This window comes from Wolbachia endosymbiont (group B) of Longitarsus flavicornis, from assembly GCF_964028135.1.
Classification (GTDB): Bacteria; Pseudomonadota; Alphaproteobacteria; order Rickettsiales; family Anaplasmataceae; genus Wolbachia.
In genome coordinates this window covers 759,079-777,417 of sequence record NZ_OZ034758.1, presented here as the reverse complement: position 1 = coordinate 777,417, position 18,339 = coordinate 759,079, and the positions used below count along the sequence as shown (strand labels likewise).

The 18,339-nt window shown below is 33.2% G+C and carries 12 protein-coding genes and 8 pseudogenes; 7 read left to right on the top strand and 13 right to left on the bottom strand.

The window, feature by feature from the left end; all coding sequences use genetic code 11:
• The first annotated feature begins 2 nt into the window (after positions 1-2).
• Positions 3-980, top strand: a complete 978-nt coding sequence (locus ABWU45_RS03590; RefSeq protein ID WP_353279013.1) for a major capsid protein — start codon at positions 3-5, stop codon at positions 978-980.
• Here ABWU45_RS03590 and ABWU45_RS03585 read toward each other — a convergent pair.
• The 3 genes and pseudogenes from ABWU45_RS03585 to ABWU45_RS03575 all read right to left on the bottom strand — a co-directional run.
• Positions 957-1,782, bottom strand: a pseudogene (locus ABWU45_RS03585) (IS4 family transposase); the annotation flags it as partial. The gene ABWU45_RS03590 and the pseudogene ABWU45_RS03585 sit on opposite strands and share 24 nt — an antisense overlap.
• Before the next feature lie 178 nt (positions 1,783-1,960).
• The gene (locus ABWU45_RS03580) at positions 1,961-3,238 is read right to left on the bottom strand and encodes an IS4 family transposase (RefSeq protein WP_353277994.1); all 1,278 of its coding nucleotides are present in this window, start codon (positions 3,236-3,238) and stop codon (positions 1,961-1,963) included.
• Between the two features lie 102 nt (positions 3,239-3,340).
• A pseudogene (locus tag ABWU45_RS03575) lies at positions 3,341-3,880 on the bottom strand (IS4 family transposase); the annotation flags it as partial.
• Positions 3,881-3,955: 75 nt separating this feature from the next.
• Between ABWU45_RS03575 and ABWU45_RS03570 the strand changes: the two are divergent.
• Positions 3,956-4,126, top strand: a complete 171-nt coding sequence (locus ABWU45_RS03570; protein WP_167480074.1) for a hypothetical protein — start codon at positions 3,956-3,958, stop codon at positions 4,124-4,126.
• Positions 4,127-4,134: 8 nt separating this feature from the next.
• Positions 4,135-5,049: pseudogene (locus tag ABWU45_RS03565) on the top strand (patatin-like phospholipase family protein).
• A 95-nt stretch (positions 5,050-5,144) separates the two neighbouring features.
• On the opposite strand, the pseudogene ABWU45_RS08380 reads toward ABWU45_RS03565, so the two are convergent.
• From ABWU45_RS08380 to ABWU45_RS03535, 5 genes and pseudogenes are all read right to left on the bottom strand, one after another.
• A pseudogene (locus ABWU45_RS08380) lies at positions 5,145-6,132 on the bottom strand (helix-turn-helix domain-containing protein).
• A 46-nt stretch (positions 6,133-6,178) separates the two neighbouring features.
• Positions 6,179-7,081: a helix-turn-helix domain-containing protein gene (locus ABWU45_RS03550; protein ID WP_353279069.1), complete on the bottom strand. Its 903-nt coding sequence runs from the start codon at positions 7,079-7,081 to the stop codon at positions 6,179-6,181.
• 100 nt (positions 7,082-7,181) lie between these two features.
• Positions 7,182-8,366 (bottom strand): hypothetical protein, encoded by a 1,185-nt coding sequence (locus ABWU45_RS03545; protein ID WP_353278082.1) that lies wholly within the window; start codon positions 8,364-8,366, stop codon positions 7,182-7,184.
• Positions 8,367-8,536: 170 nt separating this feature from the next.
• On the bottom strand, positions 8,537-9,202 hold the full coding sequence (locus ABWU45_RS03540) for a RadC family protein (protein ID WP_143688905.1): 666 nt from the start codon (positions 9,200-9,202) through the stop codon (positions 8,537-8,539).
• 170 nt (positions 9,203-9,372) lie between these two features.
• Complete coding sequence (locus ABWU45_RS03535) at positions 9,373-10,293, bottom strand: helix-turn-helix domain-containing protein (RefSeq protein ID WP_353279012.1); 921 nt, start codon at positions 10,291-10,293, stop codon at positions 9,373-9,375.
• A gap of 129 nt (positions 10,294-10,422) precedes the next feature.
• Between ABWU45_RS03535 and ABWU45_RS03530 the strand changes: the two genes are divergently transcribed.
• Positions 10,423-11,316, top strand: a complete 894-nt coding sequence (locus ABWU45_RS03530; protein ID WP_353279011.1) for an Rpn family recombination-promoting nuclease/putative transposase — start codon at positions 10,423-10,425, stop codon at positions 11,314-11,316.
• A gap of 344 nt (positions 11,317-11,660) precedes the next feature.
• Here the strand turns inward: ABWU45_RS03530 and ABWU45_RS03525 are convergent, their stop codons facing one another.
• A complete protein-coding gene (locus tag ABWU45_RS03525; RefSeq protein WP_353279010.1) occupies positions 11,661-13,100 on the bottom strand; it encodes an ankyrin repeat domain-containing protein in 1,440 nt (479 codons plus the stop codon).
• Positions 13,101-13,192: 92 nt separating this feature from the next.
• Between ABWU45_RS03525 and ABWU45_RS03520 the strand changes: the two are divergent.
• From ABWU45_RS03520 to ABWU45_RS03510, 3 pseudogenes are all read left to right on the top strand, one after another.
• Positions 13,193-14,190, top strand: a pseudogene (locus tag ABWU45_RS03520) (IS630 family transposase).
• A gap of 15 nt (positions 14,191-14,205) precedes the next feature.
• Positions 14,206-14,670: pseudogene (locus tag ABWU45_RS03515) on the top strand (integrase core domain-containing protein); the annotation flags it as partial.
• Between the two features lie 85 nt (positions 14,671-14,755).
• Positions 14,756-14,917 (top strand): annotated as a pseudogene (locus tag ABWU45_RS03510) (IS481 family transposase); the annotation flags it as partial.
• Positions 14,918-15,111: 194 nt separating this feature from the next.
• Here ABWU45_RS03510 and ABWU45_RS03505 read toward each other — a convergent pair.
• The 4 genes and pseudogenes from ABWU45_RS03505 to ABWU45_RS03490 all read right to left on the bottom strand — a co-directional run bounded on the left by ABWU45_RS03505 (position 15,112) and on the right by ABWU45_RS03490 (position 18,137).
• Positions 15,112-15,561 (bottom strand): hypothetical protein, encoded by a 450-nt coding sequence (locus ABWU45_RS03505; RefSeq protein ID WP_353279009.1) that lies wholly within the window; start codon positions 15,559-15,561, stop codon positions 15,112-15,114.
• Between the two features lie 96 nt (positions 15,562-15,657).
• A complete protein-coding gene (locus tag ABWU45_RS03500; RefSeq protein ID WP_353279008.1) occupies positions 15,658-16,083 on the bottom strand; it encodes a hypothetical protein in 426 nt (141 codons plus the stop codon).
• A gap of 227 nt (positions 16,084-16,310) precedes the next feature.
• A complete protein-coding gene (locus tag ABWU45_RS03495; protein WP_353279007.1) occupies positions 16,311-17,192 on the bottom strand; it encodes an ankyrin repeat domain-containing protein in 882 nt (293 codons plus the stop codon).
• Positions 17,193-17,283: 91 nt separating this feature from the next.
• Positions 17,284-18,137 (bottom strand): annotated as a pseudogene (locus tag ABWU45_RS03490) (IS630 family transposase).
• Between the last annotated feature and the right edge of the window lie 202 nt (positions 18,138-18,339).

Genomic DNA, 18,339 nt, shown 5'->3' with positions numbered 1-18,339 from the left:
AAATGCAAAATCCATTTACAAATACAGCATTTAGCATGACGGCACTAACAAATGCGATGAATATATTGCCGATAAATTATGGACGGGTTGAAAATTTAAATTTATTTCCAAATAGGTCAGTAAGATTTAGACATATTACCATAGAAGAACATAACGGAGTTTTAAGTTTACTACCAACGCAAGTTCCAGGAGCACCAGCAACAGTAGGAAAAAGAGGAAAAAGAAAGGTAAGAACGTTTACGATTCCGCATATTCCACATGATGATGTAGTGTTACCAGAGGAAGTACAGGGAATAAGGGCATTTGGATCAGAAAGTGAACTGAAAGCGCTGGCAGACGTAATAACTGACCATTTACAGCTAATGAGAAACAAACACGCAATAACATTAGAGCATTTGCGAATGGGAGCGCTGAAAGGAATAATTCTGGACGCAGATGGCAGTGAATTATTAAATTTGTACAACGAATTTGAAATCACACCGAAAGTAGTAAATTTTGCCCTTGGAACAGCGACAACTGACGTAAAACGTAAGTGTCTGGAAGTACTCCGGCATATAGAAGATAATCTAAGTGGTGAATATATGACTGGAATTCATGCACTGGTAAGCCCTGAGTTTTTTGATGCACTAACTTCTCATGCTAAAGTAAAAGAAGCATACGAGAGATGGCAAGAAGGAGCAGCGCTTCGAAATGATATGAGGTCAGGGTTTACATTTTGTGGCATAACGTTTGAGGAATATAGAGGACAAGCAACTGATCCTGAGGGAAATGTGAGAAGGTTTATAGAAAGAGAAAGTGGAAACTGTTTTCCAGTAGGAACAGCGAGCATATTTACAACATATTTTGCACCAGCAGATTTTAATGAGACAGTAAATACACTAGGAAAACCACTTTATGCAAAACAAGAGCCAAGGAGGTTTGATAGAGGGACTGATTTGCATACCATACGCGTCAAGTTAAGAGATTGTGAGCAAATTTAGAGAGGTTAAAGTGGATACTCTAGCCCTTCTACGTTTGTCTTTTAATGAAAATCGCGACCAAGTTATAGTGAGTTTTTTAAGAAATGCTTTTAAACTATTAATTTTGGTTAATACTAAAAATAACTCTCTAACCCGCCTTTTTAGCTCAATAAATGCCTTTGTTTAAGCTAAGTTCTGTATTCTTTTTCACTTCTGTGCAACCAACTATGCCGTGAAATATAAGAATTGCGCACAATTTAGCATATAGTTCACATAATACTCTGCATGGCTTTCCTTTTAGCTTATCAAGCCTGATATGGCTTTTATACAATTTAAATAATAACTCAATTTGCCACCTTACTCTGTAAATCGTTAATACTTGCTCAGCACTAATTTTATTTTCTGGAACATTAGTTATAAATATTGACCAGTTCAACAATTTTTGATTTCTTTTAGAGGATGTATATCCCTGCGATCTTGCTAATCTATTAGCTTTCCTTCTTCTGGCCATAGACTGTTCTTCAGTTAGTTTCTGACATATAATTCTTACTCTAATTTTTGCTTCTTTTCCTAACAATACCTCGTTTTCTAAAAATAACTTATCCTCTAAACATTCTAATAACTCCATTTTTTGATTTGTTTCTACATCATATATGTTGGTATCGGATTTATAACGACTTATGAAATAAGCTCCTATTTCATTGATTTGTTTAAAAGAACTTGGCACAAAATAACCGAGATCAGATATTAGCAAATCATTGCTTAATATATTACTTAAATGTTTCCTATATCCCTGGTCTGATCTCACTGCCATTAAGTTAAGGGAAAGAGAAGTTAAGATTGGACAAAAAATTTGAAGTGATTGATAATTATGGTAAATACTAGGGTGAATTTTTAAGAAAAGGGAGTCTGAAAAGTGCAAGTTATTTAAAAAAGTAATAATTGCAGGTTATTTTGCAAAGAATGTACTAATGCAATGATACTGAAAAGATATCTTGAATTTAAAACACATGTTTTCTAGCTCTTTTCTGGTAGTTGAGTGAACGAATATCAGATATCTTATGACGATCAACTCTTCTCCCTTTTCTCACCACTAAAGTGTTCATCAAAAATAACTGTGATAGTCGATCCATAATGCAGTCTATGTCTGACTCTGTAGAAAAAATATCAAAGGCTAAGTTTTTAATCGCATTAAATGAGACAGATTTATTGATGCTTTTTTTTAGTTTACTATTCTGTGAGCTCAATGTCTCTTCATCATCTTCTATCATGATACTTTCTAGATTACTGATGAAGATAGTTGACCAAAAATCCTGCTTGATAGTTTCAATACTTTTTCCTGTGAAATTCTCTAAATTTAATCTTCCCTTCAGCCTAGAAAAAAATGTTTCTACTCCCCAGCGCAAGTAATATAATCTCTCAAACTCTTCAACTGTAAAACGTTTCTCATCTAACAGAGATGTTACTAACACTTCAACTTCGCCAGAAGAAAGTATTATTTTGACTAACCTGAATTTCATCTCATCAGGTAATCCTAGCTTTCGTAGCTGTCTTGCTACTTTAATAGGTGCGGTAGACACTACCACCGTACTAGATGGGCTTTCCGGCTTAAACATAGCGTTTATTTCATTGAAAGACGAACTTGAACAGCGAATTATATAATTGATTTTCCTTCCTGTAAGCTCAGCAAGAAATCGATAAGATACGTATCCTCTATCACAGATTAACAAATCGTCTGATTTTATGGATTCAAGCATACCGATTGCTAAATCAACCTCATAGCTGTCACCTCTACTTAGCACAGATTTTATTGCAATATTATTTAGCACATCGTAGCAAACTTCAAAGGTTGCACTTGTATAGTCTTCAAATCTCTGGATTCCATTCCATACTGCTCTTGAGCTAAACTCACCTATTATTTTGTCGCTCTTTGGCAGAATCAGTATTGAAGCATCAAATGCAAGTACTCTGAAGCCATGGTGGGTTTTAAATTCCTGATCTTGGTAGTATAGGGAAACTATATCATCATTTAACTCTGAAAACGCAGTATGTTTTAGCTTCTTTCTTGCTTGAGTAAATGCACTTGCCGTAATTGTATAATCTTTTCTTGTATGCAGAACAAACTCATTAAGCATCACTTGTAATGACTTTACACTCTTTCTAAAAATCAGGAGAAATACATTAACGAAGGGCAGCTTTCTTTTTCGTGAGAAGTCTTTTGAGGATGCTCTGTGTGCGTTTATAAAGTTTAAACTCATCAATTTATTTTTTATAAACATGATTATTCTTTTTTTTACTCATGTCATTACTTCTTTTAATTTGTGAATCTTACCTGATTTTATAATACAGTTCATCACTTTTCCTTAACTTAATGGCAGTGGGTCTGATCTTACCCCCTCCGTTAAATTAAGTTGGTCTATTATCTGATTCATGTAGTCGAAAACTAATTGTAACTTTATTCCATACTTAGTATTGCTTTCATAGCCACTGTAGCTAGTACCATAACCTTTATACATCTCTTCCATACTGTTAGGTAGAGTAATATAGCTACTGTCCAATAATTTAACACTATTAAATTGCTGTAAGATTTTGCAATCAACTTGCAAGATATTTTTAAAGAGAATCACAGATTCATTATACATCCTTTTCATAAATTCCACTGCTTCTTCAGTAAATCTAAAATCCAAACCTTGTTTTGTTATATCTATCGAGTCCTCGTTTAGTAATTGACACATTGTTTCTACGCTACAATTATCAACTCCTATATTACCCAAGACCATGGCTTTTACGAATGATGAACCTTTTAGCTTTCTCTTTCTTTTTATAAACCTTGTTGTAATTGAGATTTTCTCTGCTTTTTCATTAAAAAATTCTTTGAGCTTTTTTGATAAGCTAGTTATTTTATTCATTGGTTCTCTCACTAAAAGTATATCTGGGAGAACTTATACCTTATTATTCTATCTCTTTCATACCTTTATTTCCTTAACTTGACGCGTATGGTAGGATTCATATGGTGGTTGGCAAAACTTGACTTACGTGTACACATCCATGATAAATTTATAGAAAAAAACCAAGGACTAATCGAAATAGTCTATCGACTTGAAGAGAGAGTGAAAAACCTCACTGAAGAAGTCAACGAACTTGAAGCTATTCACAAACACAAATAAATTTTACAGTGACAAAGTACATTTTATCTGTAGATGGAGGTGGCATTAGAGGGATAATACCTGCCATTATTCTAGCAGAAATTGAATCTAGGACAAAAAAGCCAATTTCCCAGATTTTTGATTTAATGGCAGGCACCTCAACCGGTGGGATTATTGTTGCTGGACTTTGTAAAAGCAATAAACTTCAATACTCTGCCAATGATTTGGTTGAACTTTACCAAGAGTATGGAGCATATATCTTTCAATCATCATTTTGGAGAAAATCAATTGCTTCTTAGCTGAGTGGTTCTCAGTACTCATATAGAAATATGGAATTTATTCTCAACAAATACTTTGGTGAAAGTACTATGGCCGATGTTGCGAGTAATCTACTACTCACCAGTTATGACATTCACAATAGTTGTGAATTTTTCTTCAAAAGTTGGAAAGAAAAAAACATTAAGTTGAAAGATGCACTCAGAGCTACAACAGCTGCTCCAACGTACTTCACACCAAAACGTCTGAAAATTAGCCAAACAGAGAGAGTATTGATAGATGGTGGAGTGTTTGCAAATAATCCAGCGGCTTGTGCATATGCAAGTGGTAAGAGGTTATTTCCAAATGATGAGATTATACTGCTATCAATAGGCACTGGTGGAACAGATAGAAGTATAAAGTATGCTAACTCAAGGAAATTTGGCAAAATAGGGTGGATCAAGCCACTACTGAATGTGATGTTTGCCTCTGGATTGGATTGCGTTGATTATCAACTAGAACAAGTAATAGACGATAAATATATAAGAATACAATCGCAATTGAAAGTAGCATCGACTGAGATGGACAATATTACACTCAAAAATATCAAATCTCTTCAGCAAGAGGCAAATGCAATGATAGAGGACAACCAGAAATTAATAGATAAACTTTGTGATTTCATATCTTAATTTATACCAAGCAAAATTCAACTGAGCCAAAAAAGTTGGTTAGCAAATTCTGCTGGTTAAATCATTAACTAACTTTACTTATATCTTAAACACATTCAATTTTCACACTCACCCAACTCATCAGCAGTTAGGCCACTTGCTCGCACAATAATATCAATAGCAACACCTTCCTTAACTAGATCTTTTGCAATCTTGATTTTCTCTGCTTTTTTAACCTTTTCTTTACCAGTTTGCATTCCTTCAGATAAAGATCTGGCTACCGTATCCAGTAATTCTTGATCCTCAATTTTTTCGCATTTACCTATAAACCCAAAAACTGGCTCATTTTCATATTCTGTTAGTCCAAGAGCTTTAATGTTAACTGATAATGTCTTTGCTATCTTATATAATATTTCAATTGGAATATCTGTATATCCTCGTTCATAGTCGTGTATTTCTTTAGGTGTTGAACCGATTTTATTTGCCAAGTCCTCCTGAGTGTATTCCCGTATTAATCTCTGCTCTTTTATCCTTTTCCCCACTTTGTAGAGTATAGAATCAGTACAAATTTCTTTCTCTATATCATCATATTCGTAAGTAGATAAGCGAGTCACTTGGGAAATAATATCAACTGAAACTCCTTCTTTCACTAGATTCTTTGCTACTTCTATTTTCGCTTCTTCTTGGCTAATTTTCTCGCTAATATATACAAACCATTACTAATGGATACAGCTTCTTGCGTAATTCCTGATCCTTAATTTCTCTATGTATTTTTGTTAGATAGACTATTTCTTTATCCTCATCTTCATACCAACTGTTTTCTCTTAGTACTGTTGGTCCTGGAAGTAGATCTATAACATTAACTGACAATGCTCCTGCTATTATATACGATTCTTTGATTGTAATAGCCTTGCACCCTAGTTCAAAGTTATGTATTTCCTTATGTGTTAAACCAATTTTGCTTGCTAATTTTGCCTGAGTATACCCTTGTACTATCCTACAACCTTCTATTTTTTTCCCTAGCTCGTAGCTTACTGAGCCAATATGCTCTGAATTATCATAGATAAATCCTCTAAAAGCTGTTTTTCCTACAGAAGCAAACATATATTCTATCACAAAAAAATCCACTATTGGCTAAGTTTTTATGAAATCACAAAAATTTCTCAATCATATAATTTGATAAGCCTGTCGTTTGCAAGATAATATCAACAGAAATTCCTTCTTTCACTAAATTCCTTGCAACTTCAATCTTCTTTTCCTCTCTGACCTTTTCTCTACAAACATGTATACCTTTAAATAAAGACTTGATTAGCATATCGCGTAATTCCCGACTCTCAATCTTTTTGTATTCTTCTATCAAGTTTGATAGCTTTTCTTCCACTTCTTCATCTGATTCGGGAAGTAGATCTATGATACTGATTGATAATACCTTTGCTATTTCATCTAACATTTCAAGTGAAACAGAAGCTCTCCCTTGTTCATATTCGTATATTCCTTGATTTGTTATGCCAACTTTATTCGCTAAATCTTTTTGTGTATATCCTCGTATCAATCTCCACTCTTTTATCCTTTGCCCTACTTTGTATGGAACCGAAATTTTGTTCTCCTCATACTCACCAATAGATAGGTTAGTTGTTCGAGAGATAACATGAGCAGAAACTCCTACTTTCATCAAACCCCTTGCTACTTCTATTTTTACCGCTTTTCTGCTTCTTTCCTCGCTCAAACGAATAAATTTGTTTAATAAATAAAATACCTCGCTTAATTCTTCATCCTTATACCCCTTTACTAAATTTAATATTTCTTCATCTTCAAAATATCTTTTTTCATTTGGTAGTGTCTCTCCACAAACTAGACCTTTAACATTCACTGATAATGCTTCTGCTATGGCATATAACTTCTTAATTGGAATTTTACGACTCCCTTTTTCATATTGCAGTATTGCCCAGTACTTTACACCAATTTTCTCAGCTAAATCCTTCTGAGTATACCCTCTCTCTAACCTCCAACTTTTCACTTTTTGCCCTACTTCACAGTCTAGACTTTTTTCCATACAAAGAACCATACATATAATATTTTCTACTATAGCTCAAAGGCTCCAGATATAACGGTAAGAAAAAACCTCTGGAACCTTAAAGTTGGCTGTAGACGCATTAAAGTTCTCTAAAGGTTTCTTTACTACCTTCACGTATTCTATTTACCCACGGAGACAATACTTCATTATTGCTAACCTCTTTTATAGCATACTTTTCACTCCATATGCCACATCTAGTGAAATTACCTTTCTCTACTGCTTCTTGAAGTTTCACTCCTCCAAAAAGGCAGTTTTTTCCTATTTCTTCGCCTCTTTTTTGTAACTCAGCCCACATTTCCTTGTTTTCTACTCTGACTTGTACTTGATCATATTTTTTTACATCGTGGTACAATATAATATTTAGCTTACCAATGCTTGTAGGAAACTCTAATATAATAGAGCTTTCATCTGACATATCGATATAGTTTCTTATACCTCCCTTCTCACTTTTAACCTCAACTGCATCATTGCCAATTTTTAAAATATTACTTCCTAACTCTCTCAGTATTTTGGCTACCTCTACCTTGCTATCCCCAGAAAATTCTATATACGATGTTGTATTATCTATCTCAACATCTATTAATTCTCCTTCTTGCATAGCATTTTCGCCAGCTTTCTCTAGTTCTTCTAGTCTCTCATCTATCTGTGGCTGAACTTCTGGTTGTAGCTCATTATAGATTTCACCTATCAATTTATTCTCCAATAAAGTATCATGAAACTCTGCACCGCTTAGCATTAATTTACGTATTAGCTTTTTACGATCAACCTTATCAAATTTATGAAAATGTGTACCTAATACTACATACTCTGCAAAACTCCATTCCCCGTCATCACATGCATTTATTCTTGCTCCTGAGGCTAGTACTTTGTCTATAACTTTGTGCAATTCATTTACATTCTTTGCCTCTACCACTTCACTTTTTAACCAGCTCAAAGTTTCTGCACTCGGCTTTATTTTTTTCAAAGCTGAAGCAAATGGATTTTTATCTTCTTGATCACTTACAGGTTTTGTGCCATAAACATAGTCAAATCCTTTCCCATAGTTGATTTTGTTTTCGCGAACTTCTCTACCAGGGAAAGGTGCTATTTCTTCAGGCTTTTTAGCCTTATTAATTTTGCTTACAAAGGTGGATTGCTCCTTAGTACGACCTATTCCTACAATAGCATTTAACACCTCACCTTTTGATAATCTATCAAGATCAATGTTTAACTCGTAAGTACCTCCTTCTTGATCATCAAAAGGTACAATTATTTTATTACTCATATTAGCCTCCGCTATTAAATATATTTAACTAAGTCTATAACCGACTTTATTACTTTATTATTAATTTAATATATACTTTCTCATTAATTGTAAGCAATAATTAATGCACTTGCAAATACTTTCTTCATTCAAGTAGTTAAACAACTCATGAAAATCTTCAAATATCTGCTTTATAACAGTCCTTGCTCTTTAAAGCTAAAATACCCAACACTTGTGATGATAATGTGATCCAGTAACCTAATCCCTATAGTCTGACAAGCTTTAGCCAAGTCTTTAGTTACAGCTTCATCCTCATCAGATGGCTTTAACCTTCCTTCTGGGTGGTTATGCGATATTATTATTGACGTCGCTTTTCTTATTAATGCCTTTCTTGTTACTTCTCTTATGTAAAAAGGTACCTTATCCACTGTACCAGTGAACACTTCTTCCCCCTTTAAACGGCACTTTTGATCAAAATATATTATTTTCATCTTTTCCTCCTCTGAATAGCCAATACTAACCCTTAAATATTTTACGATGGTTTCCAAGTTATCCATTACAGGTCCTTTCTTTAACTCTTCTCTTGGTACTCTCTTTGCAGCTTCCTTTAGACATAAAATTACTGCTACTGTAGAGTCAGTTATCCCTTCTATAGTTTTCAAGTCATCTATTTCCTGACCTAAAATTCCTCCTATTCCAAAACTATCTATTAGCTTTCTAGCAATAACTCGAGCTTCTTCCCTGTCATGCACTGCACTTAGAAACGTTTCTATTACTTCACGATCAAGTAGAGCTTTACCGTTGCTTTCTAATGCTCTGAACTCTATTTCTTCTCTACGATCTTTCTTATTATTCATAAAAATTACCCTTCACTAATAACAAAATGTTTTTATATATTTACTGCTGTTTTTTTGTCAGCATTGGCATAAAGCCATAGCTTTTGAGTGAAGTTAAATCAATTTCTCAATCTTTTTTACTTATTTTTTCATGAATAGGTAAAGATATTAATATATACTGATTTTTTATTTTAAATTTGTTGAATTTCGTCTAAAGAGATGCCCACTGTTTTTAAAATAATATTGATAGAAATTCCTTCCTTAACTAAATTCTTTGCAATTCTCATCTTTTCTACTCTCTTCACTTTCTCTTTGCAAACTTGTATGCTTTCAAACAGAGATTTTATTAGTACATGACGTAGTTCTTGGCTTTTAATCTTTTTATATTCTTCTATTAACCTTGATAGTTCCACTTCACTATTCTCATTTTCTCTTGTTTCTGGAAGCAGATCTGTAATATTAATTAATAGCATCTTTGCTATTTCATCTAACATTTCAAGTGAAACAGCAGCTCGTCCTTGTTCATATTCATATATTCTTTGATTTATTATGCCCACTTTACTTGCTAAATCTTCTTGAGTGTATCCTCTTCTCAATCTCCATTCTTTTATTCTTTGACCTACTTTATACGGAATGGAAATTTTTTTCTCATCATTATCATATTCATCAATAGATAAACTGGTCGTTTGAGAGATAACATGAGCAGAAACTCCTTCCTTAACTAAACCCTTTGCCACCTCTACTTTTACTGCCTTTCCACTCTCTTCCTCACTAATACGGATGAATTTAGTTAATAAATAAAACGTTTCGCGTAATTCTTGATCCTTAATCTCTTTATGTCTTCTTACTAGATTTAATATCTCTTCTTCCTCATACCTTTCCTCATTTGATACTTCTTGTCCGCAAGCTAGATCTCTAGCAGTTGTTGATAATGCTTCTGCTAATTCATATAATTTCTTAATTGAAATTCTGCGTGTTCCTTTTTCATATTGCAGTATTACCTGATATGTTGTATCGATTTTTTTTGCTAAATCTTTTTGAGTATATCCCTTTGCTAGTCTATGATTTCTTACTTTTTCTGCTATCTGATACCTTATAGAGATATTTGCCATAAATATTATACAGTTTAATACTACCAAATAAAGATATACAAAAGGGATGCTTCTTTCTATGTTTGAATTTTAGTTGAATATTTCTTCACAATTGTGTATAATTATTAACGCTTTTTAGGTTAATTCGTCATGGCTCTTTCGAAGTTCCTCGATCCAAAAAATGATATATCGTTCAAGCGCATCTTTGGCACTGAAAAAAATAAAGATATCCTTATTCACTTTCTTAATGATATTCTTGGCTTCACCGGCAAAAGTGCAATAAAGGATATAGAGTTTTTAAGTACTATTCAAGACCCTGATATTGCCTCTAAAAAACAAAGCATTGTCGATGTTCTTTGTAGAGATGAAAATGGGCTGCAAGTCATAGTCGAAATGCAGGTCGCTAAAACCAAAGGCTTTGAAAAACGTGCCCAATATTACGCAGCTAAAGCTTACTCAAGACAAGCTAGTAAGGGTGATCAATATCATGACCTTAAGGAAATTATCTTTATTGCTATAGCAGATTGTATTTTATTTCCTGATAAGTCTGAGTACAAATCAAAGCATACTATTCGCGATGAAGATACTAATGAACATGATCTAAAAGATTTTTACTTTGTATTTATTGAGTTGCCTAAATTTCCAAAAACCAAAGAAGATCAGCTTTCAAGTATAGTTGAAAAATGGGTCTACTTCTTTAGATATGCAGACGAAACTAGTGAGGAAGAGCTAGAGAGAATAATAGGAAGTGATCTAATAATTAAAAGAGCATATGAAGAGCTAAATAGGTTCAACTGGTCTGAAAAAGAATTTATTGCTTATGAACAGGAAATAAAACGTATTCGTGATGAACAGGCTGTCCTCGCTCAAAAACTCGATGATGCTAAACATGAAGGCATCCAAATCGGCCATGAAAAAGGTAAAATTGAAGGTAAAATTGAAGTTGCAAAAAACTCACTCAAGGCTGGTGTTTCTATAGATGTTATCGCTCAAATTACCGGTCTCTCTCATTCTGAAATTTTACAACTCAAGGAAAAAACATAATATTCCTACTTATTCACTTCAACATTTATGAAAACCTTCTCTAAGTTAGAAATATCCCCTAATTAAGAATCTAGTGAACTGTCTAAAATGGCTATAAAAATTGCACATAGAATTATATAAATTACTATCATAACGTTACTCAAACTTCTATATCAAAGCTACGTACTGTAAGTTCAATATGGAAAACACATTAACCACTTAGCATTATTATCTGTAATATCTACTTCATCCATGTTAGTATTAGAACCATCAAACTTGGTCTGGTATCTCTAATTATTTTGGCTACCTTCACTTTAAATTTTCCACTACTTGGCATATTATAGCTCCACCTCTTATATTATAACCTACCTATTGATATTACCTCCAAGCTTGGTTACTCCTATCTCAGAAAGACAAGTTGATACTTTGTTCTTTGAATGGCCTTGAACGGAAGCATTACTTAAATAACTTTGAGGCTCTAAACTCATTTGCTTTGCACCATCAACTTCTAATCTACCATCTCTGTTGTGTAATATCTGCTCTATTGATTGATTTAGCAGACCCTTATTAAATTGAGCTATAAACTTGTCAAATTTCTTCGGACTTAATTTACCAGCTTCTTCATCAGGACATGCTTTCTCTACATACAATTTTAAAATCCCTGAAATTTCATTAAATTTACCACTCATGACTTTTCTAGTAATCTCTTTCTGCATTCCCATATAATCAATATTTAATCGATGCATTGACACACCACTTTTTAATCCAGCTTGCTCTACTACTTTCTCAAATCCCTTTGTAATATTGAGTGCATAGCCCTGTGCTTCTAGTGGAGATATAGACTGATCTACTGTAGAAATGTACTTCTGACCTGTAGCTTTTCTAATGAGCACGTCAAGTAACATTATTGTACCATTTACATCGATTGGTGCACTAATTTGTGAGATTGAACTTTGAGTGAATGTTTTCTCAGGTAAAGCAGCTCTAGAACCTAATAACCCACCTATAGAGCTCTTTACCCAACCAAATAAATCATTTATCCATGAAGATGGTCTTGTGCCACTACTTGCTGCTATCTCAGGTTGATTACTTGAATCTATAGCAAGAGGTTTACGTGATAAGTGATGACGACTATGATTTCCATGATGATAACGGCGTTTGCGTTGTAAAGGTTCTCCTCTTTCTTCCTTAACTTTTTCCAAATATTCTACAACATTATTATGTTTTTGCTCAATAGCAATATCTAGCGGCGTTTTGCCATCATTAGCTTTAGCATTAACTTCTGCTCCTCTGTTTACAAGATACTTTACTACATCCAAATGGCCATTCTGAGAAGCCCAATGTAATGGTGTCCAACCACTTTTATCAGTATCATTAACATTTGCTCCCTTGCTGAGCAAAAGCTCTATAACGGTTTCATAATTTTTTTCAGCAGCACGATGTATAGGTTTCTTACCATAAATATTTTTAGCATTAATATCAGCACCTTTTTCTATTAAAGATTTTGCAATCTCTAAATTGCCTTTTGATGCAGCCCAATGTAATGGTGTCCAACCATTTTTATCGGTAGCATTAACATTAACACCTTTTTCAATAAGACACTTTACTATATCTAAATGACCATTCCAGGAAGCATCATATATAGGGGTTCTACCATCATGATCTTTAGCCTCTAAATTAGCACCTTTCTCAATAAGATATTTAACTACATTTAAGTAACCTTTCGATGCAGCATTATGTAAAGGAGTGTTACCATCTTTGTCTTCAGCATTAATATCAGCTCCTTGCTTAACAGAATCTTTCACTTTACTAATACCAATTCCCGTTATACAAGCAACGAATAGACAATAATGGAAAAAAAAAGCCATACTGAAGTAAGTAAAATAGCGAGGTTTAGATGGCATTAAGATCAAAATTATTGGACGAAAAAGTGGTGGAATCAGCAAAAGAGATGCTGAAGAAAGTAAGAAATAATGCGTATGTTGCAAAAAAACTAAATGCTGTAATTGCAGCAAAAAAGCACAGTATAACAGCTGTAGCAAAAATATGTTGCATTTCGAGAAAGGCAATTACTACATGGATAAAGCACATAAAGTTTGGAAGAGAAGAAAAATTATTTTCTCCACCTCAACGCCGTAGAAAAACTATATTGAACCAAAGTCAACTTGAACAAATTGAGGTGTGGATAGAGGAAAACCCCAATATTACTATTAGAGAAATGAGAATAAGAATCCAAGAAAGATTTGGTTTGAATATCAGCAAATCTGCAATACATCGTAATATGCAAAGGATGAAATTCTCATATATCACACCAACATAGTGGACAAGATAAAAATAAGCAAGAGGAGTTTAAAAAAAAACCTCAATGAAACTATTGTCATGCATTCTGAAAAAGAGCTGTTTTTCTTCGATGAATCACGATTTGGTACACATTCAAAAGTTGGACACGGGTGGTTTAAAAAAGGCAGTAGGACACAGGTTAAGGTAAAATTAGGTAGGGAAAATTTTTATCTCTATAGTGCAGTTAATCCCAGAAATGGAGAGAATTTTAGCTTATTTGCACCAAACGTCAACACTGATTGTATAAATATATTCCTTGAACAGATGTCGCAATATTTAGGAATACGAAAGGCTTTTCTCGTGATGGATTGCGCTAGTTGGCATAAGTCAAAAAATTTAAAGGTACCCAAAAATATCGAAATTATATACCTACCGCCATACTCACCTGACCTCAATCCTGTTGAGAGGTTTTGGTTATATATAAAACAGAACATTTTACGCAATAAAATCTACGATACGATTGTTCTGCTTGAGAGCGCTTTGTGTAATTTTATTACCTCTCTTTCCCCTTCCACGGTTAAACAACTCTGCAATGCTTCTTATTTGGTTCATTAATAATGATAATTGGTATTAGGTTCTCAAGACACTTATTATGTAGGCAATATCAAGGGTATAGGAAGAATCTATCAGCAAACTTTTATTGATACCTATTCAAGGGTTGCTATGGCAAAGCTTTATACAGACAAAACTGCAATTACTGCTGCAGATCTTCTTAATGATAGAGTCATACCATTCTTTGATGGACAAAATGTACCATTATCCCGCATTTTGACTGATAGGGGTACGGAATACTGTGGCAAACCAGAAAATCACGCTTATCAGCTATATTTAGGAATTGAAAACATTGATCATTCAAGAACTAAGGCCAATTCACCACAAACTAATGGCATATGTGAGAGGTTTCATAGAACTATGCAAGATGAGTGTTACAATATTATCTTTAGAAAGAAAATCTACAGTTCTTTGGAAGATTTGCAGATTGATGTTGATCATTGGTTGCGTTCTTATACCAACATTCGTTATTGGGAACACAAATGGAGCAAGTTATAAATTTACTTAACTTCTTAATTATAGGCAAAAACAGCTCTTTTTCATGTGTTTCATTACTAACGGGAATTGGTATTACAATGAGACAAGACCTCATTCAGGTAAATATTGCTATGGCAAAACACCGATGCAGACTTTTCTTGATAGCAAACATATTGCTTTTCAGAAAAATATTAGTAGCATCAAACAAGAGACTGATATTAGTTTTAACTACCTCAATCCTTCTGTCAGTTAATTCTCACCTGTCAGATTAAGTTGTGTCTAGTACAATTTATTGCTTTAGCTAATCCATAACTGGGGTTTTTAGTATTTTTGTTTGTATTGTACTCATATCTAACACTCCTTTCTTTTATTATTTTATAACTTACTTTTCTAAAGTGTCAGATCAAGTCTTGTTTAATACAACCTCTATGAATCATACAATTAACGTCATGCTGAAATTAGTTCCATGACGTTTTGCAAAGGCATTGCTTCTTCAGATACTAGAATACACCAAAAGTGTACTGGATCTTTCCATTTCTTTATTTCAGGATCATCAATTATTGCTATTTTTAATTCTTCAACTTCTTCCCTTAGTTCGTTAAACTTCTCTATCAATTCCTCATAATTTTTATTATTAGCAATTAATTCATTGCAAGAATCTAGATTATCAGAAAATAAATTGTTTATATCAGAAAGAGCTTCCTTATATTGGCAAAATAACTTATCCAATTGAGGAACAAATGTTTCGTTTAAATCTTTGACTACTTTATCCAAAATCTTGTGAACATAACTAACTTTTATATTACTTCCTTGTATTTTCTCAAAATTGTTAGGTTTATGTTTAACTTCTATTTGATCGATTATTTTTAGATTGCTTTGTTTAGTGTCATCACTCATATTAACTCCTATAAAAAATTAAAGTTGTACCATGCAGTTTTTTTTATCCTACCAAACATTAATGTAAGGATAATTAAGCTTATATTGGAAACGCTCTTACATTGTTATTAATTCAGTGTCAATATTTTGAAAATATTGAGTTTCCCATGTACCATCTATGTCTATATCTTCATCACCAGATTTGTTTGATTCTAGATCGTTTACCTTTTTCTTCAAATCATTAAGGTTTTTCACTAAACCTTCACTAGCGTTGCCAACTTGTTTCATTATTTCATCAATTCTACCTGTCTCTCCTTTTAGATCATTTTTTAAATTGTCAAGAGAAGTTTTGTCTTCTGCTAGTTTATCATCCAATTGAGGAACAAATGTTTCGTTTAAATCTTTGACTACTTTATCCAAAATCCTGTGAATATAACTAACTTGTGCGCTACTTCCTTTCATTTTCTCAAAATTGTTAGGTTTATGTTTAACTTCTATTTGATCGATTATTTTTAGATTGCTTTGTTTAGTGTCATCACTCATATTAACTCCTATAAAAAATTAAAATTTCAAAATTAGATAAATTACATAACATAGATAATCTTCTCCAATTACCTAAATTAAATACTCACTCTCAATATGCTTTTCCATCATCGTTAATTCAGTATCAGTATTTTGACGATATTCGGCATGCCATCCATCTTCATCTATATCTTTTCCAGCTACTCCATCATTGTCCTTAGATTTATTCGCGTTTATCAGCAGCAGACCTACTGATGATCCATGGCCATTCTTAACAGCATAATATAAAGGGGTTTTTTCACTATTATCTTTTGGATTAACATCGATATTTTATCTGACTCCAATAGAACATTCACTGTGTTTATACGGTTTTCCTCAGCAGCTAAATGTAAAGGAGTCTTTCCACTATCATTTTTTGGATTAACATCGATCTTATTTGACTTTAATAGAGCTTTCATTACGTCTTCCTTGTCTCCCAAAGCAGCTAAATGTAAAGGAGTATTTCCATAATAATCTTTTGAATTAACATCGATTTCATTTGACTTCAATAAAGCCTCTATTGAGTTTGCACGGCCTGTGTAAGCAGCTGTATGTAAAGGATTACATTTATCATTATCTTTTAAATTTACATTGATTTTATTTGACTGCAATAGAGCCCTTATTGCATCTACACAACCTTTATCAGCAGCTAAATGTAAAGGGGTGTGTCCATCATCGTTTTGTGCATTAACGTCAATTTTATTTGACTTTAATAGAGTATTTACTGCATCTACCTTGCATCTTACGGCAGCTATATGTAAAGGAGTGGTTTCACCTAAGCCTCCTGCATTAATATTGATTTTATCCGACTGCAATAGAGCCTTCATTGCTTCAATATTACCCATCTTAACAGCTTTATGTAAAGGAGTATCTCCAAGATCGGTTTGTTGATTAACATCAATTTTATTTGACTTTAATAGAGCCTCTATTGCTTCTAGATAGCCTTCAATAACAGCTTTATGTAAAGGAGAAGGTCTCTCGTCTTCATCGCACCTTCCATTAAGATTTACTCCTTCATCTATACAATCTTTTATCATGTTAATATTCTTTTCTTCAATAAAATTACATAAGTCATAATGTGAATAATTCATCTGTAAATTCCCTTTCTAAAATAGCAATTTTAGCATAAAGTCGTTAATAACTTATGAATTTTATATTTCTCAATAATAGGTATAGCTGTTCTCATAATAGTGGAAACAAATGAAGAAAAGCAGAATCGACAGCTTGACGAAAAGATTTAAAAAGAGGAATGTTTTTCCTGGCTCTGTTTTTTATAGCAAACCAATGATGCTCAATTTTATTGAAATCTGGAGAATATGGAGGCAGATACAGAATGTCTGCACCAACCCTTTTGGCAAATTCGACAATCTTTTTAGACTTATGAAAAGTTGCATTATCTAAAATCACTGTTTGTCCAGGCTGTAAAATTGGTGCCAGAAATTGCTCGAACCAGCCATTAAAAACCTCTGTATCACAATAGCCTTCAAACGTCATAGGTGCAACGATTTTTCCCTTATTTAAAGCTGCAATCATGCTAACTCTCTGAGTTTTCTTACCTGATTTTAGTGCATTCTCCTTTTCTGCAATATCCATAAGGGTAATCTTCTGTATTGTCTATACCAGATTCATCAATATATACTAAATTTTTAGGGGACTTTGCCGATATGATTTTCAAAAATTGAGCTCGTTTTTCTTCGTTTCTTTCTTTATATCCATAAGTCTTTTTTTGCGTGTAAATCCAATTTTTTTTAGAGCTCTATGAATCGTTTGACGACTTATATTGCCCCAGCACCTCTAATTGTGTTTTAGCGCCGTATTTTTTTATAAATTCTGCAAATGCATTCCAATTGGTGATTTTATGATTATAGCCTCTATTCCCCAGTTTCTTTGATTCCTGTTTCTTTCCACCTTTTCTCCCATTTGTATAATGTTACTCTACCGATTTTGAACCTCTTTGCTACTGCTGTTTTACTCTCTCCTTCATCTAACGCCTGCATGGCTTTTTTCCTTAAGTCATAACTGTACGCTGCTGGCACTTTTACCTTCTTATTACCCTAAGTCTCTATTTTATCCTGTTTCCACTATTATGAGAAGAGCTATATTTTCGTATTTTATTTTTATCAATGGAAAGAATCCTGTTTTTTTAATACAAAGCTGCAAGAATTTTTCCTTCATCTCTAAATAAATTATACTAACTTAGTATCATATATTATTAAAAACTCAAATAATATAACCATT